Here is a 24096-nt window from a genome sequence, read left to right on the forward strand (position 1 = left end):
CCCACAATGGGCGCCGATGCTTCACCCGTTCGGAGGATTGCTCGGCCAGAACCACCCATAGCGCCCGAATGCTCGCTACATTCGCGCCGATTCCCGACAGGGGGCGCCGCCACGGGCAGCCGAAGTGCTGGTGGAGCCGGTGCGGCGTCCGAGAGGTGTTGACTGACTATGCCCCAACGGCCTGCAACCGACAGCCCGGCGTACGGACCGCTCGACCCGCTCGACCAGCACCGAGGTCCGGTCGGCCGGGCCCTTCCGGACGCCCCCGACGCCCCGACCGCCGACGAGTTGCGAGTGCCCGCGCAGATCACGTCCGTCACGCCCGAACGGCATCAGGGCGCCGTCGCCGCCGCCCCGGACGACTCTGCCGCGCCCGCGACCGCGCCGGCACCGCCCCCGCCCACGGCCGGTCACTCCGGCCCGGGCCCGCAGAACGGCCAGCTGGCCGCCCTGATCGAGGAGGCCGGCTTCTCGCACGCCGGCCTGGCCCGCCGGGTCGACCAGCTCGGCCTGGAGCACGGCCTCGACCTGCGGTACGACAAGACCTCGGTCACCCGTTGGCTCCGCGGCCAGCAGCCGCGCGGCGCCACCCCGGCGCTGATCGCCGAGGTCTTCACCCGCCGGCTCGGCCGCCGCCTCACCGCCCAGGACCTCGGCCTGGACGCCTGCGCCCCGGTCTACGCGGGCCTGGAGTTCGCCGAGACGCCGCAGGAGGCGGTGGACATCGTGGCGAGCATGTGGCGCAAGGACAACGGCCCGCAGTCCGAACTGCGCCGGATCGCCTTCACACCGGCCGGGCTGGTCGTCCCCAGCCGGGACTGGCTGATCGGCCGGACGGACGAGCGCGTCGCCCGGGACGGCTCCACCCTGCCCCGGCCGGATGCCCCCGGCGCGCCGCCCGCCGGCGCGCCCGCCGCACCCCCGGTGCGCGGTCCGGCACCCGCCTCCGGCGCGCCCTCCTCCCGGGCCTCCGCCCCGGCTGCGGCCGTCGGCCAGGCGGCGTCGACCGCGCTCGGCCGGGTGCCGACCCAGAGCCGCCGCCCGCCCGTCGCCGTCGAGCCGCCGTACACCGACCCGGCCCGCGAGCAGCGCCCGGCGCTGCGGGTCGGCCGGGGCGACATCGCCGCCATCCGCGCCGTCGGGGACCTCTTCCGCGCGCTGGACCACGCCTACGGGGGCGGCCACGCCCGCCAGGCGCTGGTCCGCTACCTGGAGAGCGAGGCCGAGCCGATGCTGCGTGGCCGCTACGGCGAGCAGATCGGCCGGGCGCTGTTCGGCGCGGTGGCCGACCTGACCAGGCTGGCCGGCTGGACGTCCTTCGACATCGCCGCGCACGGCCTGGCCCAGCGCTACTTCGTCCAGGCACTGCGGCTCTCCCAGGCCGCGGGGGACCGGGCGCTCGGCGGCTACGTCCTGGTGACGATGAGCCAGCAGGCGGTGCACCTCGGCCACGGCCGGGAGGCCGTCCAGCTGGCCCGGGTCGCCCAGCAGGGCGTCGGCACCGCCGTACCGCCCACCGTGCAGGCGCTGTTGCACGCCGCCGAGGCGCGCGGGCACGGCCTGCTCGGCGACGTCCGGGCCTGCACCACCGCGCTGGTCCGCTCCGAGCGGTCGCTGGCCGCGGCCCGGGCCGGCGACGAACTCCCCTCCTGGGCCCGGTACTTCGACGAGGCCCAGCTCTCCGACGAGTTCGCCCACTGCTACCGGGACCTCCAGCAGTGGCGGACGTCCGCCCAGCACGCCGAGAAGTCGCTGCGGCTGCGCTCACCCGCCTACGCCCGGAGCCGGATCTTCTGCCGGATGGTGCTGGCCACCGCCCGGCTCGGCATGGGCGACCTCGACGAGGCGTGCACCATGGCCACCGACGCCCTGCGGGCGGCCGGCGAGATGCGCTCGGCCCGCTCGCTGGAGTACGTCCGGGACTTCCACCGCCGGCTCACCCCGTACCGCGGCAGTCCGGTGGCCCGCGCCTTCGAGGAGACGGCCCGCCAGGCGGGGGTGATCTGACCCACGACCACCAGCTCTCGGCGTTCACCCGTGGCCGGTCGCCCTCGGCGGCCGGCGGGCGGACGTCGCCGCGCGGCCGCTGTGCCGGCAGCGGAAGGATCAGCACCGAGAGCATGCCCGCGCCGACCGGCGCCGCCGCGGTGGACGAGGGCAGGTGCCCGGCGTCCACCTCGATCGTGGTGATCACCACGACCAGCGGCAGCGCCGTCGCGGCGTACCGGCCGAGAGCGCCCCGGTCCCGCCGGCCGGGACCACCCCGAAGGCGCCCGGGCCCCGCCCCGCGGGGCCCGCGTCAGGCCGCCGCCTCCGCCTCGCGGGCGCCGGCCGGCAGCCCCAGGTCGCGCACCACGGCCTGTGCCGCCCGCCGGCCCGAGACCAGCGCACCCTGGGCGGTGCTGGTGTCCCGGTGGTCCCCGCAGACGTACAGCCCGGCCAGCAGCCGCACCGGGCGCCGATGGTTGTGCGGCGGCGGCATGGCCGGCACCGCGTCGGGGACGTGGCGCACGCTCAGGAACTGCCAGCCCCTGGTCGGCGCGCCGTACAGCTCCGCCAGCCGCGCGCGCACCGCCGGTTCGAGCGCGGCCGGGCCGCCGGCGTCGAAGGAGCGCCGCCCGAGCACCGTGGTGGCGACCAGTGCCTGCCCGGCCGGGGCGTACGAGGGGTGCAGCTCGCTGAGCACCACCGAGTGCGAGACCAGCGGCGGTCGCCCGCCCGGCCGGTCGCCGTCCAGCAGCAGGACGGGCTCGCCGATCGGTGCCCGGTCGGCCGCGTGGTAGAAGGTCGTGACGGGGTGGAAGTCCGGTAGCCGGAGGCCCGGGAGCAGCCCGGCGGCGGATCGCGCGCCGGTCGCCACCACCACGGCCTGCGCGCCGATCCGCCCGTGCCCGGCGGTCTCCACTCCGTCGGCCGCGATCGAGGTGACCTGCACCCCGGTGCGCACCGTTCCGGCGGGCAGGGCGGCGGCCAGCTGGGCCGGCACGGCCGCTATGCCACCGGCGGGCAGACAGAGCCGGCCGCGCGCGTAGCTGCGCAGCACCAGGTCGGCGATCCGGCTGGAGGTGCCCAGGGCCGGGTCACTGAGCAGGGCGGCGAGCAGCGGCCGCAGGAAGCCGTCGACGGTGCGCGGGGCGAGGCCGCGTTCGGTGAGCGCGCGGGCGGCGGTGGTCTCCGGCCGGGCCTGGAGCCGGCCGGCCGGGGTGGCGGCCAGCCTGCTGAGCCAGCTGCCCAGCCGGGCCTTGTCCAGCGGATTGCCCAGCGGGGCCCGGGTGGCGGCCTGCCGGGCGGTGGTCAGCTGCGGGTCCCCGGCGCGGTAGCGGCGGCCGCCGCTGTGCACGAGTACGCCGGGTGCGAGCGGGCGTAGTTCGAGGCGGTCCAGGTCGAGGACGCGGCGCAGCTCGGGGTAGGCGGTGTTGAGCAGTTGGCTGCCGTGGTCGAGCCGGAAACCGTCCAGTTCGCGGGTGGCCATCCGGCCGCCGACGCGGTCCGTGGTCTCCAGGACGTGGACGGTCAGTCCGTGGCCGGTCAGTACGCGGGCGGCGGCCAGGCCCGCGAGTCCGGCGCCCACCACGACGACGTCCGGGTCGGACTGTCGGCGGGCGCGGCGAGTGAAGTCGTACGTGGGCACTGGCGTGCTCCCTCCCTGGTCCCGGAGCTTCGGCCGACGCAGGCAGCGGGGTGCCGGGACACGGTCCGACGATGTGATGCCCAGTCAGTGTGAGCGTCAGACAAGCGCATCGGGCCGTATCCGGGGCCGAGGAGGGTTCGGCCACACCGGGCGGGGGCGCCGTCACGGACTGTGGCCCAACCGGCCGGGTTCGGGGGTCGGCGGGCGCGCACGGTCACCGGGGGCGTGCGGCGCGCCCACTTCGTGCTCCCGTGCGCCCCCTGCCGGAGCCCCGACCGCCCCCTGCCCGGCATATGCCCCTGGCTGGCGCCGCCGCCGGAGCGGGCGTACGCGGGCCCGCGGGCACCCGCGCGGACGGCGGCCCGCCCCGGAAGCGGCCCGCCGGCAACACGCGACGCGCCCCGCCGCAGGGCCCGCTACAGCGCCGCCCGCCCCGCCGCAGGGCCCGCTACAGCGCCGCCCGCACCGCCGAGTCCACGTCCGGGTGCTCGAAGCGGAAGCCCGCCTCCAGCAGCCGCTTCGGCACCACCCGGTGACTGCCCACCACCTCGACCGCCAGCTCGCCCAGTACCGCCTTCAGCACCGCCGTCGGCACCGGGAACGGCGTCGGCCGCTTCAGCGCCCGCCCGAGCGCCGCCGTCAGCTCGGCGTTGGTCACCGGCTCCGGCGCGCTGAGGTTGAACGCGCCGCTCAGGTCGTCCCGGTCGATCAGGAACCGCAGCGCCGCGACCTCGTCCGCCAGCGAGATGAAGCTCCAGTACTGCCGGCCGTCGCCGAGCCGCCCGCCGAGGCCCAGCTTGAAGAGCGGGAAGAGCCGCCCGCCGGCCCCGCCCTTGGCGGAGAGCACCATCCCGGTGCGCGGGTGGACCACCCGGATGCCGGCGCGCTCGGCCGGCCGGGCGGCGGCCTCCCACTCGACGCAGACCTCGGCCAGGAAGTCGTACCCGGCGGGGGAGTCCTCGTCGATCACCGCATCCCCGGTCTGCCCGTACCGGCCGACCGCGGAGGCGCTGACGAAGACCCGCGGCGGCTCCTTCAGCTCGGCCAGCGCGACGGCCAGCGTCTCGGTGCCGAGTACCCGGCTCTCCCGGATCTCCCGCTTGTAGGCGTCCGTCCACCGGCGGTTGCCGACGCCGGAGCCCGCCAGGTGGACCACCGCCTCGACCCCGGCCAGCCCGTCCTGGTCGACCTGCCCGAGCAGTGGGTTCCAGCCGATCGCCGTCGTCCCGTCCGGCTGCGGGCCGGTCCGGGAGCGGTGCCGGACCAGCCGGACCACCTCGTGGCCGTCCGCCAGCAGGGAGCGGACGAGTGCCGAGCCGATCAATCCCGTGGAGCCTGTGACCGCGATTCGCATGGGCCCATCCTCGCAGTTTCCGGGGGCCGGAACTCCGTGTACAGCCCGGGAGCCGCTGATTAGCATGACGCGCATGCACGACGAAGATCTGATCATCCGCCCCGCCCGGTCCGAGGACGAGAAGGAGCTCTCGGAGCTCAACCGCGCGGCCTGGTCCTGGCTGAGCGACGTCGCCCCGCAGCCGCCCGAGGGGGACGGGGTGTTCGACGAGCGCCACACCCCGGACCAGTTCCTGCTGGCGCTGCTCGGCGGCCGGATCGTCGGCTACGTCCGGGTGGTCCCGCCCACCCCGCTGGCCAGCAATCAGCACGTGCGCCAGATCCAGGGCCTGGCGGTCGACGCCTCGGCCCGCGGCCGGGGCCTCGGCCGGACGCTGGTCGAGGCCGCCTGCACGGCCGCCCGGGAGCAGGGCGCCCGCCGGATCACCCTGCGCGTGCTCGGGCACAACGCCCCGGCCCGCCGCCTCTACGAAGCCTGCGGCTTCGTCGTCGAGGGCTCGCTCGCCGAGGAGTTCCTGATCGACGGCCGGTACGTGGACGACATCTGGATGGCCCGCCCGCTCGCAGCCTGAACCGCCCGGCCTGAGCCGAGCCGCCCGCCCGCCCCGAGCCGCCCTCCCGGGGGCTGCCGCACCCTCCGCACCACCCGCGCCAGACCCCCTGACGACCCGTCGGATTCCGTGTTCTTCCGGTAGCAGAGTCGTGACACACCCAACCTGTCTGGAGTAGCGCCGCGCCGGGTACCGTACGGCCGTGAGCAACTCGACGCCTCCCGGGTGGTACCCGGTACCGGGTGCGGACGGCACAGCCGGTCATGAGCGCTGGTGGGACGGCACCGCCTGGACCAGCGACGTCCGCCCCGTCCAGGCGGGCGGCGGCGGGCTCGCCGACGCCCCGACACAGGTCTCCTGGCAGACCCCCCAGCAGGCGGCCCCCGCCCAGCCGCCCGCGTACGGCTACGGCGCCCCGCAGCAGGGCACGCCCGGGTACGGCTACCCGGCGCAGAACCAGCCCGCCTACGGCTACCCGCAGGGCGGCTACCCGCCGCCCCCGCAGCCAGGCCGGACCAAACCCGGCGTGGTGGTCGGCATCGTTCTCGGGGTGCTGGCCGTGGTCGCCGTGGTGGTCGCGATCGCGCTCAACAGCGGTGGCGACACGCCGCGGGCGGACCCGACGCCGGCGCCGACGGTCACCGTCACGGACAGCCCGACCGCGAGCCCGACCAAGCGCACGCCCACCCCGACGCCCACGCCCACGCCCACGCCGAGCCTGCCGCCGGTGCCGGTGGTCAAGGACACCGCCGCCGACACCCAGCACTCCATCACCGTGCCGATATTCCAGGGCTGGGACGCGCAGACCGACACCACGCACTCGACGGTCTTCCTGGGCAGCGGCCGCTACACCTGCCCGACCGGCGGCTCCTGCATCCGCGGCCAGTTCTCGGTCGAGAAGGACACCATCTCGGGCACCTCGGCCCGCGCCGCCGCCGAGGCGGCGATGCCCGCCTACGCGGGGGCGATCTTCACCGGGATCACCTCGCATACCGACGCGGGCTCCTCCAACACCACGGTGGCGGGCGTCTCCGGGTACGCGGTGCGCTGGCACATCACCACCTCGGACGGCACCAAGGGCTACGTCCTGATGGTGGCCGTCCCGGCCAAGGGCGGCGGCTACGTGGCCTTCGAGGGCGGCGTGGACGACGCGGCGGGCGCGCCCGACCCCGGCGTCCTCGACCAGATCCTCAAGGGCATCAAGCAGGACGGCACCGCCTCCGGCTCCGGCGCCTGAGACGGCGGCGCCGCCGTCGCCCGGGCCGCGCAGCGCCCGTGGCTGCGCGGCCCGGGGCCTGGCCCGTGGGCCACTGCTCGCGGCTCAGTCCCCGTAGCGCTCCCAGAGTTTGGGGAACCGTTTCGCCATCGCCTCCGGATCGTCGAAGTCCAGGGAGGCGCCGGACGGCCGCGCGGGCTGCCGCTCGCCCACCTCGGGCAGCGGCAGCCCGGTCAGCTGCTCGTATGCCTCGTCGGCGGCGTAGCCGAGGTCCTCGGCCTCGCCGTCCTCCTCCTCGTCGAAGTCCGGGAGCAGGTCGGCCAAGTCGTCCGGCTCGTGCAGCCCGCCTTCGAACACCTCCCGGCCCTGGCCGATCAGCCAGCAGCGGAAGTAGTCGAAGCTGTCCTCGGAGGCGCCGTCCAGCAGCAGGTACGCCGCGGCCCAGAGGTCGGTGCGGTAGGCGCGTTGGAACCGCGCCTCGAAGAGCCGGGCGAAGTCGATGACGTCGTCCGGGGTCAGTTGGACGAGCCGCTCCACCAGCCGTTCCGCCTGCTCGTCCGGGTCGCCCTCGGCGGCTTCCCGGGTGTCGTCGATGATCTGCCAGAAGTCGGTCTCGTCCATCACGGCTCCAGCATCCCCGTTCGCCCGCGCCCGCGCATGTGATGGGCCCGCGAAACGCCCGTTCTTCCGGTGTCCGGCCCCGTTCGTCCCGTCCGGGAACGCGGGAACCCCGCGCCGTCCGGGGACGACGCGGGGTTCCGGAGTACCGCCGGAGTGCGGCGGAGGAGCCTTACAGGCCGAGCTCGACCTCGAACTCGCCGGCCTCCAGGATCTCCTTCACGGCCACCAGGTAGCGGGCGGCGTCGGCGCCGTCCACCAGGCGGTGGTCGTAGGAGAGCGACAGGTAGGTCATGTCGCGGATGCCGATGGCGGTGCCACCCTCGGCCTCGATGACGACCGGGCGCTTGACGGTCGCGCCGATGCCCAGGATGGCGACCTGGTTCGGCGGCACGATGACGGTGTCGAACAGCGCACCGCGCGAGCCGGTGTTGCTGATGGTGAAGGTGGCGCCGGACAGCTCGTCCGGGGTGATCTTGTTGCCGCGCACCTTGGTGGCCAGCTCCGCGGTCTTCTTGGAGATGCCGGCGATGTTGAGGTCGCCCGCACCCTTGATGACCGGGGTCATCAGACCCTTCTCGGAGTCCACCGCGATACCGATGTTCTCGGTGTCGAAGTAGGTGATGGTGCCCTCGGCCTCGTTGATCCGGGCGTTGACGACCGGGTTGGTCTTCAGCGCCTGGGCGGCGGCCTTGACGAAGAACGGCATCGGGGACAGCTTCACGCCCTCGCGGGCGAGGAAGGCGTCCTTGGCCTTGCCGCGCAGCGACATGATCTTGGTGACGTCCACCTCGACCACGCTGGTCAGCTGGGCCTGCTCGTGCAGGGCCTTCAGCATGTTGTCGCCGATGACCTTGCGCATGCGGGTCATCTTGACCGTCTCGCCGCGCAGCGGGGACGGCGCGGCGGCGGCCTTCGGCGCGGCGGCCGGGGCGGCGACGGGGGCCGGCGCGGCCTTGGCGGCCTCGGCGGCGGCGATGACGTCCTGCTTGCGGATCCGGCCGCCGACACCGGTGCCGGTGACGGAGGTCAGGGCGACGCCCTGCTCGGCGGCGAGCTTGCGCACCAGCGGGGTGACGTAGGCGTCACCGCTGTCGGCCACCGCGGCGGCCGGCGCGACCGGAGCCGGAGCGGCGACGGGGGCCGGAGCGGCCACCGGAGCCGGGGCGGCCACCGGGGCAGCCGGGGCGACCGGAGCCGGAGCGGCCACCGGGGCGGCCGGGGCAACGGGGGCCGGAGCCAGCGCGGGGGCGGCCGGGGCAACCGGAGCCGGGGCAGCGGCCGGAGCCGGAGCGGCAACCGGGGCCGGAGCGGCCACCGGAGCCGGGGCGGCGACGGCGGCACCGGCGGCGCCGATCAGTGCGAGCTGGGCGCCTACCTCAGCGGTCTCGTCCTCGCCGACCAGGATCTTCACCACGGTGCCGGCGACCGGCGACGGGATCTCGGTGTCGACCTTGTCGGTGGAGACCTCGAGCAGCGGCTCGTCGACCTCGACGGTGTCACCCTCGGCCTTCAGCCAGCGGGTGACGGTGCCCTCGGTGACGGACTCGCCCAGCGCGGGCAGCAGCACCGGGGTGGCGTCGCCGGCCGGAGCAGCCGGAGCGGCGGGCGCGGCCGGGGCCTCGGCGACCGGGGCGGGAGCGACGGGCGCCTCCACGACCGGGGCCGGGGCGGCGGCCGGAGCCGGGGCGGCCTCGGCGGCCGGGGCCGGAGCGGCAACCGGGGCGCCGGAGCCGTCGTCGATGACCGCCAGCTCGGCGCCGACCTCGACGGTCTCGTCCTCGCCGACCTTGATCGAGGCCAGGATGCCCGAGGCCGGGGCCGGGATCTCGGTGTCGACCTTGTCGGTGGAGACCTCGAGCAGCGGCTCGTCGACCTCCACACGCTCACCCTCGGCCTTCAGCCAACGGGTGACGGTGCCCTCGGAAACGCTCTCGCCCAGCGCGGGCAGTGTTACTGAGACCGCCATGGTTTCAGCGACTCCTATCAAGTCTTGCGTACTGGAATGGGGGAAGGTGGGGCGCGATCAGTCGTGCGCGTGCAGCGGCTTGCCGGCCAGCGCCAGGTGCGCCTCGCCCAGGGCCTCGGACTGGGTCGGGTGCGCGTGGATGAGCTGCGCGACCTCGGCCGGCAGCGCCTCCCAGTTGTAGATCAGCTGAGCTTCGCCGACCTGCTCGCCCATGCGGGCGCCGACCATGTGGACGCCGACCACGGCGCCGTCCTTGACCTGGACGAGCTTGATCTCGCCGGCGGTCTTCAGGATCTTGCTCTTGCCGTTGCCGGCCAGGTTGTACTTGAGGGTGACGACCTTCTCCTTGCCGTACAGCTCGACGGCCTTCGCCTCGGAGATGCCGACGGAGGCGACCTCGGGGTTGGAGTAGGTCACGCGCGGGACGCCGTCGTAGTCGATCGGCACGGCCTTCAGGCCGGCCAGGCGCTCGGCCACCAGGATGCCCTCGGCGAAGCCGACGTGGGCCAGCTGCAGGGTCGGGGCGAGGTCACCGACGGCGGAGATGGTGGGCACGTTGGTGCGCATGTACTCGTCGACGAGGACGTAGCCGCGGTCCATCGCGACGCCGTTCTCCTCGTAGCCGAGGCCGGCCGAGACCGGGCCGCGGCCGATGGCGACGAGCAGCAGGTCGGCGTCGATCTGCTTGCCGTTCTCGGTGGAGACGCGCACACCGGTCTCGGTGTACTCGACGCCGGAGAAGCGGGCCTTCAGCTCGAACTTGATGCCGCGCTTGCGGAACGCGCGCTCCAGCAGCTTGGAGGAGTTCTCGTCCTCCAGCGGGACGAGGTGCGGCAGCGCCTCGACGATGGTGACGTCGACGCCGAAGGACTTCCAGACCGAGGCGAACTCGACGCCGATCACGCCGCCGCCGAGGATGACGGCCGACTTCGGGATGCGGTCGAGCTTGAGCGCGTGGTCGGAGGAGATCACGCGGTCGCCGTCGATGGTCAGACCCGGCAGCGACTTCGGCACGGAGCCGGTGGCCAGGACGATGTGGCGGCCCTCGATGCGCTGGCCGTTGACGTCCACCGAGGTCTGCGAGGAGAGCTTGCCCTCGCCCTGGATGAAGGTCACCTTGCGGGAGGCCACCAGGCCCTGCAGGCCCTTGTACAGGCCGGCGATGACGTCGTCCTTGTACTTGTGGACGCCGTTGATGTCGATGCCCTGGAAGGTGGCCAGCACGCCGAACTCGGCGGCCTCCTTCGTCTCGTCCGCGATCTCGGCGGCGTGCAGCAGCGCCTTGGTCGGGATGCAGCCGCGGTGCAGGCAGGTGCCGCCCAGCTCACCCTTCTCGACCAGGGCGACGCTCAGGCCCAGCTGAGCGGCGCGGAGCGCCGCGGCGTAACCGCCGCTTCCGCCTCCGAGAATGACTACGTCGAAAACGGTGCTGGCGTCGTTCGCCACGTCACGTCCTCCATGCAATGGGGTGGGTCGCCGGGCCGGTCGCGGTCCGGTGGGTCGGAAGCCTTTGTGGGGCGCCCAGTCGTGCCGGAAATACATCTTCGCACTTGTTCACGGCGGCTGATGTCCGGGTCCACCTCGGGGGTGTCCCACAGGGTGGTCGCCGGGGCGGGAATACCCCCGACGGAAGGGCATCATCGCAGCTCAGGGCGGGGTTGACAGCGGTGTGAACGGTGCTTCGGGCGGTCCGTCGGCGGGCCGGTTCCGCACAGTGGAACAAAGTTTCGCCCGCAGCGAACAAGGGTGCGGGGCGGGACTTCCTTCCTTACTCGCAGGTAACAGCGCTGCGGGCAGCCGGAGGAGCCGGTGGACGTGCCCGCAAAGACGGACGGGGTCCGTCGCTGCGGGCAGCCGGAGGAGCCGGTGGACGTGCCCGGAAAGACGGACGAGGTCCGGCGCACCTGCGCCGGACCTCGTCCGCTCCGAAACCTCCGGATCAGGCCTTGCTGCCCGCCGCGGTCTTCTCGGCGAAGCGGACCAGGGTGCGCACCGCGCTCGCGGTGCCGCCCTTGGGGGTGTAGCCGAACGGCGCGCCCTCGTGGAAGGCCGGGCCGGCGATGTCCAGGTGGGCCCAGTCGATGCCCTCGGCCACGAACTCCTTCAGGAACAGGCCGGCCACCAGGCCGCCGCCCATCCGGTCGCCCATGTTGGCCAGGTCGGCGATGGTCGACTCGGTCATGCCCTTGCGCAGCTCGGCCGGCAGCGGCATCGGCCAGGACTGCTCGCCGGCCTCGCCCGCGACGGTGTGCAGCGTCTCGCGCAGCTCGTCGTTGTTGGCCATCACGCCGAAGGTGCGGTTGCCCAGCGCCAGCACCATCGCGCCGGTCAGCGTCGCGACGTCGACGATCACGTCGGGGTTCTCCTCACCGGCCCGCACGATGGCGTCGGCCAGCACCAGACGGCCCTCGGCGTCGGTGTTCAGCACCTCGACGGTCTTGCCGCCGTACATCTTCAGCACGTCGCCCGGGCGGGTGGCCGAGCCGGACGGCATGTTCTCCGCCAGCGCCAGCCAGCCGGTGACGTTGACGGCCAGGCCGAGCCGCTTGGCGGCGACCACGGCGGCGAAGACGGCGGCGGCGCCGGCCATGTCGCACTTCATGGTCTCGTTGTGGCCGGCCGGCTTCAGCGAGATGCCGCCCGAGTCATAGGTGATGCCCTTGCCGATGAACGCCAGGCTGGCCTTGGCCTTCGGGTGGGTGTAGGCCACCTTCACCAGCCGCGGCGGGTTGGCCGAGCCGTTGCCGACGCCCAGCAGGCCGCCGAAGCCGCCCTTGAGCAGCGCCTTCTCGTCCAGCACCTCGACCTTGAGGCCGTGCTCCTTGCCGGCCGCCTGGGCGATCGCGGCGAAGCTCTTCGGGTTCAGGTCGTTCGGGGCGGTGTTGACCAGGTCGCGGGCCCGGTTCATCTCCTCGCCGACGACCAGGGCGCGCTCGACGGCACCCTTCGCGTCCTTGCTGCCCTTGCGGGCGGCCAGCAGGACCAGCTCGCCGACCGGCTCCTTGCCGTTGCCGTTGCCCTTGTAGGTGCCGAAGGCGTAGGAGCCGAGCAGGCCGCCCAGCGCGACCGCCTCGACCTCGTCGGCCGACTCGGCCGGCAGCGCCAGCGCGGCCTTCTTGCTGCCGGCCAGGGCGCGGGCGGCGACACCGGCGGCGCGGCGCAGCGCCTCCAGCCCGTAACCGCCGTCGGCGGCCTCGCCGAGGCCGACCGCGAGCACGAGCGCGGCCTTCAGGCCGGCGGGGGAGGGCACCTTGACGGTCTCGCCCTCGGCGCCGGTCGCGCCCAGGGTGGTGAGGACCTCGGCCAGCTTGCCCTCGAACGCCTCGCTCACGGCCTCGGCGCCGGGGGCCAGCACAATGCCCTTCGGGCCCTTCGCGACACCGATCACCAGGGCGTCCGCGCGCAGCGAGGCGGCGGAGGAGGTGCTCACAGACAATGCAGTCACGTAATGCGTCCTGTTCTTTCGCGGTCCACGACCGGTCGCGGCGCGGCTGCCGCACCGGCGCAGCCAGCCGCCGCCGCGGGCCTCCCGGTGGCGCGGGCCGGGTCCGGGGCCCCTGGCGCGCGCGCCCGCCGGTCGCGGCGGCCGCACACACCAGAAGCCCCGGCTCCTCGACGCGCGTCGGCCGGGCAGGACCTGCGACAGTGCAGGGCTGCGGTGCTCCCCGCATGGTAGTCCGCATGCTGGGATCACGCGCCGCCCGGTGCCCGGTCGTTCGGTGCAGGGCCCGCCGGTACGCCTCAGCCCAGCAATGCGAGCGCCAGCAGTGTGCCGGTCGCGGCGGTCTCCGCCATCGCGCCGAGGACGTCCCCGGTGATCCCGTCCAACCGTCGTACGCAGCGCCGCAGCAGCAACCAGGCACACCCGAGACCGACCGCAACGGCCAGTGGCAGTCGGAGAACTGACCATCCGTCGGCAATTCCGAGGGCGGCGGTCAGCAGCATCGACCCGGCCGTGGCCATGACCGCCGCGGCCGGCGAAACCGTCCCCGCGACCATCGCGCCGAGCCCGCCCGGCCGGGCTGCCGGCACCGATCGCAGACACCCCCAGGCAAGCGCACACCGCGCGGCCGTGGCCGAGGCGAGGGCCGCGAGCGCGCCGCGCGGCACCGAGGCGTCGAACTGCCCGGCCAGCGCGGCGACCTGGGCCAGCAGCACCAGGACCAGAGTCAGTACGCCGAACGGCCCGATGTCCGACTTCTTCATGATGCGCAGCGCATCCTCGGCAGGCTTGCCGCTGCCCAGGCCGTCGGCGACGTCGGCCAGCCCGTCCAGGTGCAGCCCCCGGGTCAGCGCGGCCAGGACCCCGACCGCCGCCACCGCGCCGAGCAGCCCGCCCGCACGCCACGCGACCAGCGCCCCCGCACCCGCCGCGATCGCCCCGAGCACCAGCCCGACCACCGGTGCGGCCGCCATCGCCCGCCCCGCCGCCGCCCGGTCCCACCGCTCGACCCGCACCCGCAGCACCGACAGCGTCCCGAACCCGAACCGCAGCCCGTCCCCCCAGCCGGCCTGGTCGTCTCTGCTCTGCACGAACCCGTTCCTCGGTCGCCCGCTACACCCGCCCCAGCAGCTCCGCCGCCGACGGCAGCTTCGGCTGCTCCTTCGGCGCCGACGGCACGAAGGGCGCGGGCGCCTGCTCGGCCAGGGTGTCCGCCGCGGCCTGGAGCAGCGGCAGTGCCATCAGCGCACCGATGCCCTCGCCCATGATGATCCCCTGCTCCTGGAGCGGCGTCAGGGTCAGCCGGTCGTACGCCTTCGCCTGGGCCGGCTCACCGCTGGACTGTCCGGCCCGCCACCACTCGGGCGCCCGGAACGCGATCCGCTGCGCGACCAGCGCGCAGGCCGCCGAGACCACCCCGTCCAGGACGACCGGCAGCTTCCGCACCGCGGCCTGGAGCAGGAAGCCGGTGATCGCGGCGAAGTCGGCGCCGCCCGTGGCGCCGAGCAGCGCCAGCTGGTCGCCGAGCACCGGCCGGGCCCGCCGCAGCGAGTCCCGGATGGCCGCGCACTTGACCATCCACACCTTGTCGTCGATGCCCGAGCCGCGCCCGGTCACCGCGGCCGCGTCCGTCCCGCAGAGCGCGCCGACCAGCACCGCCGCCACCGTGGTCGAGCCGACGCCGAGGTCGCCCAGCACCACCAGATCCGTCCCGGCGTCGGCCTCCTCGTCGGCGACGGCCATCCCGGCCCGGAAGGCCTTGACGGTCTCCTCCGGCGTCAGCGCGTCCTCGCGGTCGATCCGGCCGGAGCCGCGACGCACGCGGTGCGCGACCACCGCGTCGGGGAAGTCGGACGGTTCCGCGTCCACCGCGACGTCCACCACCCGTACTTCGGCGCCGAACCGACGGGCGAGCAGTGCCACCGGCGCGGTGCCGTCCAGGACCGCCCGGACCCGGGCGGCCGTGCCGCCCTGCGCGGGCAGCCGGGACACCCCGAGGGCCGCCACCCCGTGGTCGGCGGCGAACAGCAGCACCTTGGGCGCCGACAGCGGCCGCACCGGGGAGCGCCCCTGTACGGACGACAGCCAGCTGCCGAGCTCCTCCAGCCGGCCGAGCCCGCCGCGCGGCCGGTCCAGCGTCTGCCAGCGCTCCTCGGCGGCCCGCCGGGCACTCTCGTCGGGGCGCTCGACGAGCGAGGAGAACGTGTCGAGATCCACGGTCGTGTCCATTTATCCGTTTCTCGCTCACAGCGCGGGATACGCGCAGTACATTCGAGGTCTGCCCCAGGCAGCGGTCAGGGCTTGGCCGTCATGGGACTGCGCAAGCGGTCGTGTGAGAAGCCACCTCATCACCGAGGCGGAGGAGTCACCGGTCGGAAGGCTACACGCCAACCGATTTGATGGTCAGGGCTTGCCCTGCCACGACCAGCAGTACGCGTTCCGAGGCGTCCGCCACGGCCATGTTCAGCCTTCCGAGCGTGTCCCGGAAGCGCCGGCCGGCGGCGGTCGCCGGGACGACGCCCATGCCGACCTCGTTGCTGACCGCGACCACCTGCCGTCCGGTCACCGCCCAGGCCTCGGCGAGCGCCTCGCACCGGGCCTGCACCGCCGCTTCGCCGCCTTCCGCCCACACGGCGTCGTCCCAGGCACCGCACTCGTCCATCACGGCGGTCAGCCAGAGCGCCAGACAGTCGATCAGCACCGGCGCCCGGTCCGCGTCGTCGGCCAGTACGGCCTCCAGCTCGCAGGTCTCGGCGGTGCGCCAGCTCGCCGGCCGCCGCTCGCGGTGCAGGGCGACCCGCTGCGCCCAGTCGGTGTCGTCGTCCCGGGTGCCGCTGGTGGCCACGTACAGCACGTCCTCGTACCGGCCGAGGAGCTGCTCGGCCTTGGTGGACTTGCCGGAGCGCGCACCGCCGAGGACCAGCGTGCGGGGGAGTGCGGGATCGGTTGCCATACCGCTCATCCTGCCGGACGAGGCATACGGAAGATCCCACCGGGCAGGCTAAGGTGCGCAGCACACAGGGCCGTACAGGGCAGGCAGCACACAGGAGGAGCCGGGCATGGTGTGGACGTGGCGGTACGAGAAGGCGGACGGCACCGTGGTGGCCCCGGGTGGTGGCCAGGAGGAGGAGTTCGCCGGCCAGGGGGACGCCGAGACCTGGATCGGGGAGACCTGGAAGCAGCTGGCCGAGGACGGGGTGGACACCGCGGTCCTGCTCGACGACGGCCGGGAGATCTACTCGATGAGCCTGCACGAGGCCTGAGGCCCCCGGCGGCCTACTTGGCCCCGAACACGTGCAGCAGCGCGGCGACCTGCCGGTACGGGTCGGTGCGGCCGGCCCGCTCCTCGGCTTCGAGCAGCTGGGCCAGCTGCCGCCCGTCCACCGGCGGCGCCGCGTCGTCGGGCGCGTTGTCGGTGAAGACCCGGACGCCGTACCAGTGCCGCAGTGGCACGGACACCTCGGAGAGGGTGACGGCGAGGTCGGCGAGCCGGTCGGCGCGGGCGGCCAGCCCGAGCCGGTTGTAGTACCGGTCGCTCTCGAAGGCGTGCAGGGTGGCCCGCCAGTCGCCGGAGGCGGCGGGGCGCAGGGCCAGCGCGTCGCGGTTGCGGACCAGCAGGGAGAGCAGCCCGCCGGGCGCCAGCAGCCGGGCCAGTGACGCGATCATCGGGTCCGGGTCCGGCAGGTACATCAGGACGCCGTGGCAGAGCACGACGTCGAAGCTGCGCGGCCCGAACCAGCGCCCGCACTGGTGGCCGTCGCCGCTGAGGAGCTGGAGCCGGCCGCGCACCTCCGCCGGTTCCTCGGCCAGCGCCCCCTGGGCGACGCCGAGCGCGACCGGGTCGGAGTCGATCCCGGTGACGTAGTGGCCGGCCCGGGCCAGGCGAAGCGCCTGGGTGCCCTGGCCGCAGCCGATGTCGAGGACGCGCTGCGCGTCGCGGCCGGTCAGCTGCTCGGCGAGCTGCCGGGCGACCATCTCCTGCCGGACGAGGTTGCGCAGGCTGCCGAGCCGGTCCAGCCGTGGGCCGGCGCCGCCGGCGAAGGAGCCGCTGCGCGAGGGCAGCCGGCGCTCCTGGGCGATCCGGTCGTGGCCGCCGTCGCCCTGGCCCGGCAGCGCGTACAGGCCGGGCCCCTCCCAGGCGGGAGGGGCCCAGCCGGAGTCCACCGGTTCGGCGGTCAGGGCTTCTCCCCGCGCCGCACCTGCGGCTTGGGCAGCCGCAGCCGGCGCATCTGCAGGATGCGCATCAGGCCGTAGGCGACCGCGCCGCGGGTGTTCTGGCCGGCGAAGCGCTCGGCGAGCTGCTTGCGCAGACCGAAGCCGAGGCGGACGAAGTCCAGGATCACCAGCACGAAGAAGGCCAGGAACAGCACGGTGGAGAGCAGCTGGAGGGCCGGCACCTTCACGATGCTGAGGACCAGGATGACCACCGCGGCGGGCAGGAAGAACTCGGCGAGCGACCAGCGGGCGTCCACGTAGTCGCGGGCGAACTTGCGCACCGGGCCCTTGTCACGGGCCGGCAGGTGGCGCTCGTCGCCCTCCAGCAGCGCGGTGCGCTGCTTCTCGCGCTCGGCCCGCATTCGCTCGCGCGCCTGGCGGGAGGCCTCCTTGCGGTCCTTGGGCACGGTCACCCGGGTACGCCGGTTGGCCTCGGCCTCACTGCGCTTGGGCGTGCGGCGGCCCTTCTTCGCCTGCGGGTCGCGGGCCTGGGTCGTCTCGTCCTGCTTCTCCAGCACAGCGGCGGAGGCAGCGGCATCATCTGAACGGCGTCGGAACACACCACCAGCGTACGGGGTGCCGGACCGCTTCTTCGGGTGTCCTTGGACCCAAACGCATATCGATCGCGTGCGGCCCGGCCCGGTGCCGGGTTTCCGGGGGTGTTCCCGTAGGGGATCACTCCGGAGGACGGTGGGTGGGATGAGGGCCGCATCCACCCCGGGGATGAGGCAGTCGCGGGGGTCGCTGTAGCAGTCTTGTTGCAGGCAGGTGCACTGCGGCGAAGGGCTCGCTGCACATACACTCGTCGTGTCTGGTAACGAGATAGAGACCGCAGGCCGGAGAAGGGGGCACCCGAGGCCCATGAGCGACGGAATCATGAAGCGTATGGGGCTGATCTTCCGCTCCAAGGCGAACAAGGCCTTGGATCGGGCGGAGGATCCGCGTGAGACGCTGGACTATTCGTACCAGAAGCAGCTGGAGCTGCTCCAGAAGGTACGTCGCGGCGTCGCGGACGTGGCCACCTCGCGCAAGCGCCTGGAACTCCAGCTGACCCAGCTCCAGCAGCAGTCCGCGAAGTACGAGGACCAGGGCCGCAAGGCGCTCTCGCTCGGCCGGGAGGACCTCGCGCGCGAGGCGCTGACCCGCAAGGCGAACATGCAGTCCCAGATCACCGACCTGGAGACGCAGTACCAGCAGCTCCAGGCCGAGGAGGAGAAGCTCACGCTCGCCTCCCAGCGGCTGCAGGCCAAGGTGGACGCCTTCCGCACCAAGAAGGAGACCATCAAGGCCACCTACACCGCGGCCCAGGCGCAGACCCGGATCGCCGAGTCGTTCTCCGGTATCTCGGAGGAGATGGGCGACGTCGGTCTGGCGATCCAGCGGGCCGAGGACAAGACCGCCCAGATGCAGGCCCGCGCGGGTGCGATCGACGAGCTGCTGGCCTCCGGCGCGCTCGACGACGCCAGCGGGCTCGGCCGCAAGGACGACATCGAGGCGGAGCTGGAGCGCGTGGCCGGCGGCTCGGACGTCGAGCTGGAGCTGGCCCGGATGAAGGCCGAGCTGACGGGCGGCTCGCCGTCCTCCGGCCCGCAGGCCATCGAGCAGGGCAAGGCGCAGCCGCAGGACGCGTCGCAGCAGGACACCCCGCGTATCAACTACAACAAGTGATCTGAGCTTCACCCCACCAACCAGGGAGACGCACGGCATGATCATGAGGGTCATGGGGGAGGGCCAGTTCGAGGTGGGCGACGCCCATCTGAACCGGCTCAACGAGCTGGACGAGGAGCTCCTCGCCGCACTGGAGTCGGGGGACGAGGAAAGCTTCCGGCGGTCGCTCGGTGAACTGCTGAGCGCCGTCAAGAAGTTCGGTACCCCGCTGGCGGACGACTCGCTGGAGCCGTCCGACCTGATCCTCCCGGATGCCGACGCGACGATCGACCAGGTCCGGCAGCTGCTTCGGGCCGAGGGTGACGGCCTGATCCCCGGCATCCCCGAGTAGCTGCCGTCTCGCGCCGGACGCCAGACGCGAAAAGGGCGGGCCCCCTCCGTGGTGGAGGGGGCCCGCCCTTTCGGCGTCCGTACGGTGCCGGGCTACGGCAGGGCGAGCATCCGGTCCAGCGCCGCCTTGGCGTACTTCTCGGTTTCCGGGTCGACGCTGATCACGTTCGGCACCCGGCCCTCGACCAGCGACTCCAGCGCCCAGACCAGGTGCGGCAGGTCGATCCGGTTCATGGTGGAGCAGAAGCAGACCGCCCGGTCCAGGAAGACGACCTCCTTGTCCGGGTGCGCCTTGGCCAGCCGGCGGACGAGGTTCAGCTCGGTGCCGATGGCCCACTTGGAGCCGGGCTCGGCGGCGTCCAGAGCCTTGATGATGTACTCGGTCGAGCCCACCATGTCGGCGGCCGCGACGACCTCGTGCCGGCACTCGGGGTGCACCAGCACGGTGACGCCGGGGATGCGCGCGCGGACGTCGTTCACCGAGTCCAGCGAGAACCGGCCGTGCACCGAGCAGTGGCCGCGCCAGAGGATCATCTTGGCGTTCCGCAGCTCCTCGGCCGTCAGGCCGCCGTTCGGCTTGTGCGGGTTGTAGAGCACGCAGTCGTCCAGCGAGAAGCCCATCTCGCGCACGGCGGTGTTGCGGCCCAGGTGCTGGTCCGGCAGGAAGAGCACCTTCTGTCCCTGCTCGAAGGCCCACTCCAGCGCCCGCTTGGCGTTGGAGGAGGTGCAGATGGTGCCGCCGTGCTTGCCGGTGAAGGCCTTGATGTCGGCGGAGGAGTTCATGTACGAGACCGGGACGGTCACGTCGGCTATGCCGGCGTCGGTCAGCACGTCCCAGCACTCGGCGACCTGCTCGGCGGTGGCCATGTCGGCCATCGAACAGCCGGCCGCGAGGTCCGGGAGGACGACCTGCTGGGCGTCGGTGGTGAGGATGTCCGCCGACTCGGCCATGAAGTGCACGCCGCAGAAGACGATGTACTCGGCCTCGGGGCGGGCGGCGGCGTCGCGGGCGAGCTTGAAGGAGTCGCCGGTGACGTCGGCGAACTCGATCACCTCGTCGCGCTGGTAGTGGTGGCCGAGGATGAAGACGCGGTCGCCGAGTGCGGCCTTGGCCGCCCGCGCGCGCTCGACGAGGTCCGGGTCGGAGGCGGCCGGGAGGTCGCCGGGGCACTCGACGCCACGCTCGCTGTTCGGGTCGGCCTCACGGCCGAGCAGCAGCAGAGCGAGCGGCGTCGGGGTGGGGTCGACGCCGTAGGTCTCGGTGATGGTGGTGGTCACGGGCGGGTGCCCTTCTGTGCGGCCGATCAGTCGGTGCAGCCTTCTCGTCTATCTGACGCTATCTATGATAACCGGTTAGCGTCAGACTGACGATGGTCATCCTGTCGATGTGACGAGAACCGCTTGCCGGTTCGGAGCCCTCCGGCGGAGCCGGGAGCACGATATGACAGGGGTCCGGCGTGGCCGAATCGATATCCGGGCCGGATCGCGTTGGCTTGGCCCATGAAGGCAATCGCGATCCGCCGCTACGGCGGCCCCGAGGTGGTCGAGTACACCGAGCTGCCGGACCCGAAGGTCGGGCCGGACTCGGTCCTGGTGCAGGTCAGGGCGGCGGGGGTGAACCCGGTGGACTGGCGGGTCCGCGAGGGGCACCTGGACGGGCTGCTGGACGCCCACTTCCCGCTGGTGATGGGCTGGGACATGGCCGGGGTGGTCCGCGCGGTCGGCGGCGGGGTCACCGAGTTCGCCCCCGGGGACGAGGTCTTCGGGTACGTCCGCAAGGACTGGGTCGAGCACGGCACCTACGCCGAGCTGGTCGCCGCGCCCGTCCGCACCCTGGCCCGCAGGCCGGCCGCGTTGGACTGGGCGCAGAGCGGCGGCCTGCCGCTGGCCGGGCTGACCGCGCTCCAGGGGCTGAAGGCATTGAAGATCCGTGAAGGCGACACCCTGCTGGTGCACGCCGCGGCCGGCGGGGTCGGCCACCTCGCGGTGCAGCTCGGCAGGGCCTTCGGCGCCCGGGTGATCGGGACCGCGGGGGAGCGCAACCACGACTACCTGCGGGCGCTGGGCGCCGAGCCGGTCGCGTACGGCGAGGGCCTGGCCGAGCGGGTCCGCGCGCTGGCCCCCGGAGGTGTGGACGCCGCCCTCGACCTGGTCGGCGGCGGCGCCGCCGAGCTCTCCGCCGCCCTGGTCGCCGACCCGGCCCGGATCGCCTCGGTCGCCGACTACCGGGTGAAGGCGCTCGGCGGCCGGTACCTCTGGGTCCGCCCGGACGCCGCCGGGCTGGCGGAGCTGGCCGCCCTGGCCGACGCCGGCAGGTTCACCGTCACCGTCGCCTCCACCTTCCCGCTCGCCCAGGCCGCCTCCGCCCAGGCGCTGAGCGCCGAGGGCCGCACCCGGGGCAAGATCGTCCTGCTGGTGGACTGACAACCGTCCACCGGCCGTCATCTGCCAGAGGTGGACTCGGTCCTGTCATCCGCCAGAATGGTGCAGAACCGTTTCGGCGGCCGCCGCCCTCAGCTGCCCCCCGCCGATCCCGTACGACCTGTGGAGCCCCGCACCGATGAGCAGCAGCCGAGCGCACGAGACGGTCGGGGCCGACCTGGACGAGACCGACCGTCTGCTGCTCGCCCGGCTGACCGGAGACGGCCGCGCCTCCTACGCCGAGATCGGCCTCCAGGTGAACCTCTCCGCCACCGCCGTCCGCCGCCGGATCGACCGGCTGCGGGCGCGCGGGGTCGTCCGCGGCTTCACCGTCGTCCTCGACCCGTCCGTCCTCGGCTGGCAGACCGAGGCCTTCGTCGAGGTCTACTGCCGCGAGCGGACCGCCCCCGAGGAGATCCTCGCCAGCCTGCGGCAGTTCCCCGAGGTGGTCGCCGCCTGGACGGTCACCGGCGACCCGGACGCCCTGGTCCACCTGCGCGCCACCGACATGCACCACCTCCAGGCGGTGATCGAGCGGATCCGCAAGGAGCCCGGCGTCCAGCGCAGCCGCTCCTCCGTGGTCCTCTCCCAGCTCATCGGCTGATCTCCGAAAGGCCCAACCGGGCTCCGGGCGGGCCGGTGGGGTCCCGCATCGGGCCGAACCGGGGCAGGCGCAGGATTCCTGCGCGGACCGGGCCGAAGACGCCCGAATCCTGCCTGGCCGGCCGCGTTCCGACGCGCGGCGCCGGCCCCCCGCTGCCTAGGCTGATGAGGTCCGGCAACGCGGTGATGCGCCCCGCGCCGCCGGTCCTCCCCCGACACCCCACAGCCGAGAGGGACCCCCGTGTCCGCAGCCCCCGACCGCATGCACCGGCCCGACAACGAACTGGTCGACCTGGTATTCGACTACATGCGGGAGCGGCTGCAGTACGACCCCGTCCCGCTCGACCACCCCGGTGACGGCGAGCACCTGCGCGCCCAGCTGGCCGGCCTGCTCAACCCGGACGGCAACAACCCGGCCGACGTGCTCAAGCTCTACGACCACGAGCTCTCCCGCGCGGTGATCTCCGCCGACAGCCCGCGCTACCTGTCGTTCATCCCGTGCGCCCCCACCAAGGCCGCGCTGCTCTTCGACATGGTCGTCTCCTGCGCCTCCCTCCAGGGCATCTCCTGGCTGGAGGCCGCCGGCGCCATCGCCGCCGAGAACCAGGTGCTGCGCCTGATCGCGGACCGCGCCGGCATGCCCGGGACGGCCGGCGGCACCTTCGTCTCCGGCGGCTCGGCCGGCAACCTCTCCGCCCTGGTGGTCGCCCGCGACACCGCCCGGCGCAAGCTCGCCGAGAAGGGTCTGCCCAGCGGTCCCGAGGTCCGGCTGCGGATAGCCGTCGCCGACCAGGTGCACTCCTCGGTCAAGAACACCTTCAACATCATCGGCGTCGAGGCCTTCAAGGTCCCGACCGTCGACCGCCGTTTCACCGGCGAGGCGCTGCGGGCCGCCCTGGCCGCCGACCCGAACCCGGAGACGGTGATCGCCGTCGTCGGCACCGCCGGCACCACCAACGAGGGCATCGTCGACGACCTGCAGGGCCTCTCCGAGGTCGCCCGCGAGCGCGGCCTCTGGTTCCACGTGGACGGCGCGTACGGCGGCGCGGGCCTCTTCGCCCCCTCGGTGCGCGAGCGCTACAACGGCATCGAGCACGCCGACTCGTTCGTGGTGGACCCGCACAAGTGGCTGTTCGCCCCGTTCGACTGCGCCGCGCTGATCTACCGCAACCCGCAGCTGGCCCGCGCCGTGCACACCCAGGACGCCTCCTACCTGGACGTGCTGCACACCGAGGGCGACGAGTGGAACCCCACCGACTACGCCTACCACCTGACCCGGCGCGCCCGCGGCCTGCCGCTCTGGTTCTCGCTGGCCGTGCACGGCACCCAGGCGTACACCGACGCCATCGAGACCGGCCTCCAGCTGGCCCGGGACACCGCCCAGCTGATCCGCGACACCGAGCACCTGGAGCTGCTGTTCGACCCGCAGCTCTCCGCGGTCTGCTTCAAGCGCACCGGCTGGACCAACGAGGACTACTACCGCTGGTCGCAGCAGCTGCTCGCGGACCAGATCGGCTTCGTCACCCCGACCGGCTGGGACGGCGAGACGGTCGCCCGCTTCGCCTTCCTGCACCCGGGCACCACCATGGACATGGTCCGGGAGATCCTGGACACCATGGTCTGACCAGGCCTTCGAGACCCCCGCCGGGCCCGCCCGGCGGGGGTCTCGCCGTCCGCACCGGTGCGGACGGCTACAGCAGCGCGCCGTTCGGCAGGTACGGTGCCGGCGGCCGCATGCCGCGCAGGCCCAGATAGCCCCGGGTCTGCGGGGCCAGGCCCACCTCCAGGCCGACGTCCAGCGCCCACTCCTGCTCGGCGGTCAGATACTCCACCTCGGCCTCCACCCCGTCCGGCACCCGGGCCAGCGCTTCGCGCAGCAGCCGTACGGCGATCCGCTTCGAGGTGGCGGCCAGCAGCTTCACCTCGCCGCCGTCCCGGTAGCAGTAGCCGCTGCCGGCCAGCGCGTCCGCCACCAGCAGCTCCTCGCAGTGGGCCAGCAACAGCTCGTGGTCCGGCCCGTGGGCGGGGCCGGAGCGGCCACAGTCCCACGCGTCCAGAAGACGGGGGTGGGGTGGGTTG

Annotated in this window: 21 protein-coding genes and 1 pseudogene; 9 read left to right on the forward strand and 13 right to left on the reverse strand. The window is 73.7% G+C overall.

Annotated features, from left to right (window positions below; all coding sequences use genetic code 11):
* Positions 1-168 precede the first annotated feature (168 nt).
* Positions 169-2007 (forward strand): regulator, encoded by a 1839-nt coding sequence (locus ACZ6NC_RS03395; protein WP_465728488.1) that lies wholly within the window; start codon positions 169-171, stop codon positions 2005-2007.
* Between the two features lie 292 nt (positions 2008-2299).
* Here ACZ6NC_RS03395 and ACZ6NC_RS03400 read toward each other — a convergent pair whose 3' ends face one another.
* The gene (locus ACZ6NC_RS03400; protein WP_465728490.1) at positions 2300-3631 is read right to left on the reverse strand and encodes an NAD(P)/FAD-dependent oxidoreductase; all 1332 of its coding nucleotides are present in this window, start codon (positions 3629-3631) and stop codon (positions 2300-2302) included.
* 448 nt (positions 3632-4079) lie between these two features.
* Complete coding sequence (locus ACZ6NC_RS03405) at positions 4080-4985, reverse strand: TIGR01777 family oxidoreductase (RefSeq protein ID WP_465728492.1); 906 nt, start codon at positions 4983-4985, stop codon at positions 4080-4082.
* A 73-nt stretch (positions 4986-5058) separates the two neighbouring features.
* Here ACZ6NC_RS03405 and ACZ6NC_RS03410 point away from each other — a divergent pair, with 73 nt between their 5' ends.
* Together ACZ6NC_RS03410 and ACZ6NC_RS03415 are read left to right on the forward strand one after the other, a co-directional pair.
* Positions 5059-5556, forward strand: coding sequence for a GNAT family N-acetyltransferase (locus ACZ6NC_RS03410; RefSeq protein ID WP_465728494.1), 498 nt, complete (start codon positions 5059-5061; stop codon positions 5554-5556).
* A gap of 181 nt (positions 5557-5737) precedes the next feature.
* Positions 5738-6772, forward strand: coding sequence for a DUF2510 domain-containing protein (locus ACZ6NC_RS03415; RefSeq protein WP_465728496.1), 1035 nt, complete (start codon positions 5738-5740; stop codon positions 6770-6772).
* Positions 6773-6856: 84 nt separating this feature from the next.
* Here the strand turns inward: ACZ6NC_RS03415 and ACZ6NC_RS03420 are convergent, their stop codons facing one another.
* The 7 genes from ACZ6NC_RS03420 to cobU form a co-directional block, all read right to left on the reverse strand.
* Positions 6857-7372 (reverse strand): DUF4240 domain-containing protein, encoded by a 516-nt coding sequence (locus ACZ6NC_RS03420; RefSeq protein ID WP_465728498.1) that lies wholly within the window; start codon positions 7370-7372, stop codon positions 6857-6859.
* Positions 7373-7541: 169 nt separating this feature from the next.
* On the reverse strand, positions 7542-9338 hold the full coding sequence (gene sucB / locus ACZ6NC_RS03425; RefSeq protein ID WP_465728500.1) for a 2-oxoglutarate dehydrogenase, E2 component, dihydrolipoamide succinyltransferase: 1797 nt from the start codon (positions 9336-9338) through the stop codon (positions 7542-7544).
* A 57-nt stretch (positions 9339-9395) separates the two neighbouring features.
* Entirely contained in the window at positions 9396-10784 is a 1389-nt protein-coding gene (gene lpdA / locus ACZ6NC_RS03430; RefSeq protein WP_465728502.1) for a dihydrolipoyl dehydrogenase, read from the reverse strand.
* Between the two features lie 493 nt (positions 10785-11277).
* The gene (locus ACZ6NC_RS03435) at positions 11278-12783 is read right to left on the reverse strand and encodes a leucyl aminopeptidase (protein WP_465728504.1); all 1506 of its coding nucleotides are present in this window, start codon (positions 12781-12783) and stop codon (positions 11278-11280) included.
* Between the two features lie 296 nt (positions 12784-13079).
* Positions 13080-13871: an adenosylcobinamide-GDP ribazoletransferase gene (locus tag ACZ6NC_RS03440; RefSeq protein WP_465728506.1), complete on the reverse strand. Its 792-nt coding sequence runs from the start codon at positions 13869-13871 to the stop codon at positions 13080-13082.
* Positions 13872-13893: 22 nt separating this feature from the next.
* Positions 13894-15009: a nicotinate-nucleotide--dimethylbenzimidazole phosphoribosyltransferase gene (cobT, locus tag ACZ6NC_RS03445; protein WP_465728508.1), complete on the reverse strand. Its 1116-nt coding sequence runs from the start codon at positions 15007-15009 to the stop codon at positions 13894-13896.
* Positions 15010-15160: 151 nt separating this feature from the next.
* The gene (gene cobU / locus ACZ6NC_RS03450) at positions 15161-15733 is read right to left on the reverse strand and encodes a bifunctional adenosylcobinamide kinase/adenosylcobinamide-phosphate guanylyltransferase (protein WP_465728510.1); all 573 of its coding nucleotides are present in this window, start codon (positions 15731-15733) and stop codon (positions 15161-15163) included.
* 106 nt (positions 15734-15839) lie between these two features.
* Here cobU and ACZ6NC_RS03455 point away from each other — a divergent pair, with 106 nt between their 5' ends.
* Positions 15840-16043 carry a hypothetical protein gene (locus tag ACZ6NC_RS03455; protein ID WP_465728512.1) on the forward strand — a complete coding sequence of 68 codons (204 nt, stop codon included), beginning with the start codon at positions 15840-15842 and terminating at the stop codon, positions 16041-16043.
* A gap of 13 nt (positions 16044-16056) precedes the next feature.
* On the opposite strand, the gene ACZ6NC_RS03460 is transcribed toward ACZ6NC_RS03455, so the two are convergent.
* Positions 16057-16755 (reverse strand): methyltransferase domain-containing protein, encoded by a 699-nt coding sequence (locus ACZ6NC_RS03460; protein ID WP_465728944.1) that lies wholly within the window; start codon positions 16753-16755, stop codon positions 16057-16059.
* Positions 16756-16955: 200 nt separating this feature from the next.
* On the reverse strand, positions 16956-17555 hold the full coding sequence (locus ACZ6NC_RS03465) for a DUF3043 domain-containing protein (RefSeq protein ID WP_465728514.1): 600 nt from the start codon (positions 17553-17555) through the stop codon (positions 16956-16958).
* Between the two features lie 301 nt (positions 17556-17856).
* On the opposite strand from ACZ6NC_RS03465, the gene ACZ6NC_RS03470 reads away from it, so the two are divergent.
* A complete protein-coding gene (locus ACZ6NC_RS03470) occupies positions 17857-18663 on the forward strand; it encodes a PspA/IM30 family protein (RefSeq protein WP_465728516.1) in 807 nt (268 codons plus the stop codon).
* A 37-nt stretch (positions 18664-18700) separates the two neighbouring features.
* Positions 18701-18994 carry a PspA-associated protein PspAA gene (pspAA, locus tag ACZ6NC_RS03475; protein ID WP_465728518.1) on the forward strand — a complete coding sequence of 98 codons (294 nt, stop codon included), beginning with the start codon at positions 18701-18703 and terminating at the stop codon, positions 18992-18994.
* 92 nt (positions 18995-19086) lie between these two features.
* Here pspAA and nadA read toward each other — a convergent pair whose 3' ends face one another.
* Positions 19087-20271, reverse strand: coding sequence for a quinolinate synthase NadA (gene nadA, locus ACZ6NC_RS03480; RefSeq protein ID WP_465728520.1), 1185 nt, complete (start codon positions 20269-20271; stop codon positions 19087-19089).
* 222 nt (positions 20272-20493) lie between these two features.
* On the opposite strand from nadA, the gene ACZ6NC_RS03485 reads away from it, so the two are divergent.
* The 3 genes from ACZ6NC_RS03485 (at position 20494) to ACZ6NC_RS03495 (ending at position 23641) form a co-directional block, all read left to right on the forward strand.
* Entirely contained in the window at positions 20494-21417 is a 924-nt protein-coding gene (locus ACZ6NC_RS03485) for an NADP-dependent oxidoreductase (protein ID WP_465728522.1), read from the forward strand.
* Between the two features lie 136 nt (positions 21418-21553).
* Positions 21554-22018: an Lrp/AsnC family transcriptional regulator gene (locus tag ACZ6NC_RS03490; RefSeq protein ID WP_465728524.1), complete on the forward strand. Its 465-nt coding sequence runs from the start codon at positions 21554-21556 to the stop codon at positions 22016-22018.
* A gap of 240 nt (positions 22019-22258) precedes the next feature.
* Complete coding sequence (locus tag ACZ6NC_RS03495) at positions 22259-23641, forward strand: pyridoxal phosphate-dependent decarboxylase family protein (protein WP_465728526.1); 1383 nt, start codon at positions 22259-22261, stop codon at positions 23639-23641.
* Between the two features lie 67 nt (positions 23642-23708).
* On the opposite strand, the pseudogene ACZ6NC_RS03500 reads toward ACZ6NC_RS03495, so the two are convergent.
* Positions 23709-24096: pseudogene (locus ACZ6NC_RS03500) on the reverse strand (GNAT family N-acetyltransferase); the annotation flags it as partial.

The organism is Kitasatospora sp. NPDC041988 (assembly GCF_055588525.1).

Excerpts from the sequence above, each read along its gene's own strand:
- ACZ6NC_RS03490 (WP_465728524.1), top strand. The coding sequence starts at position 21,554 with ATGAGCAGCAGCCGAGCGCACGAGACGGTCGGGGCCGACCTGGACGAG.
- ACZ6NC_RS03405 (WP_465728492.1), bottom strand. The coding sequence starts at position 4,985 with ATGCGAATCGCGGTCACAGGCTCCACGGGATTGATCGGCTCGGCACTC.
- sucB (WP_465728500.1), bottom strand. The coding sequence starts at position 9,338 with ATGGCGGTCTCAGTAACACTGCCCGCGCTGGGCGAGAGCGTTTCCGAG.
- ACZ6NC_RS03455 (WP_465728512.1), top strand. The coding sequence starts at position 15,840 with ATGGTGTGGACGTGGCGGTACGAGAAGGCGGACGGCACCGTGGTGGCC.
- cobT (WP_465728508.1), bottom strand. The coding sequence starts at position 15,009 with ATGGACACGACCGTGGATCTCGACACGTTCTCCTCGCTCGTCGAGCGC.
- pspAA (WP_465728518.1), top strand. The coding sequence starts at position 18,701 with ATGATCATGAGGGTCATGGGGGAGGGCCAGTTCGAGGTGGGCGACGCC.
- ACZ6NC_RS03485 (WP_465728522.1), top strand. The coding sequence starts at position 20,494 with ATGAAGGCAATCGCGATCCGCCGCTACGGCGGCCCCGAGGTGGTCGAG.
- ACZ6NC_RS03395 (WP_465728488.1), top strand. The coding sequence starts at position 169 with ATGCCCCAACGGCCTGCAACCGACAGCCCGGCGTACGGACCGCTCGAC.
- ACZ6NC_RS03460 (WP_465728944.1), bottom strand. The coding sequence starts at position 16,755 with ATGGTCGCCCGGCAGCTCGCCGAGCAGCTGACCGGCCGCGACGCGCAG.
- ACZ6NC_RS03420 (WP_465728498.1), bottom strand. The coding sequence starts at position 7,372 with ATGGACGAGACCGACTTCTGGCAGATCATCGACGACACCCGGGAAGCC.
- cobU (WP_465728510.1), bottom strand. The coding sequence starts at position 15,733 with ATGGCAACCGATCCCGCACTCCCCCGCACGCTGGTCCTCGGCGGTGCG.
- ACZ6NC_RS03410 (WP_465728494.1), top strand. The coding sequence starts at position 5,059 with ATGCACGACGAAGATCTGATCATCCGCCCCGCCCGGTCCGAGGACGAG.
- ACZ6NC_RS03470 (WP_465728516.1), top strand. The coding sequence starts at position 17,857 with ATGAGCGACGGAATCATGAAGCGTATGGGGCTGATCTTCCGCTCCAAG.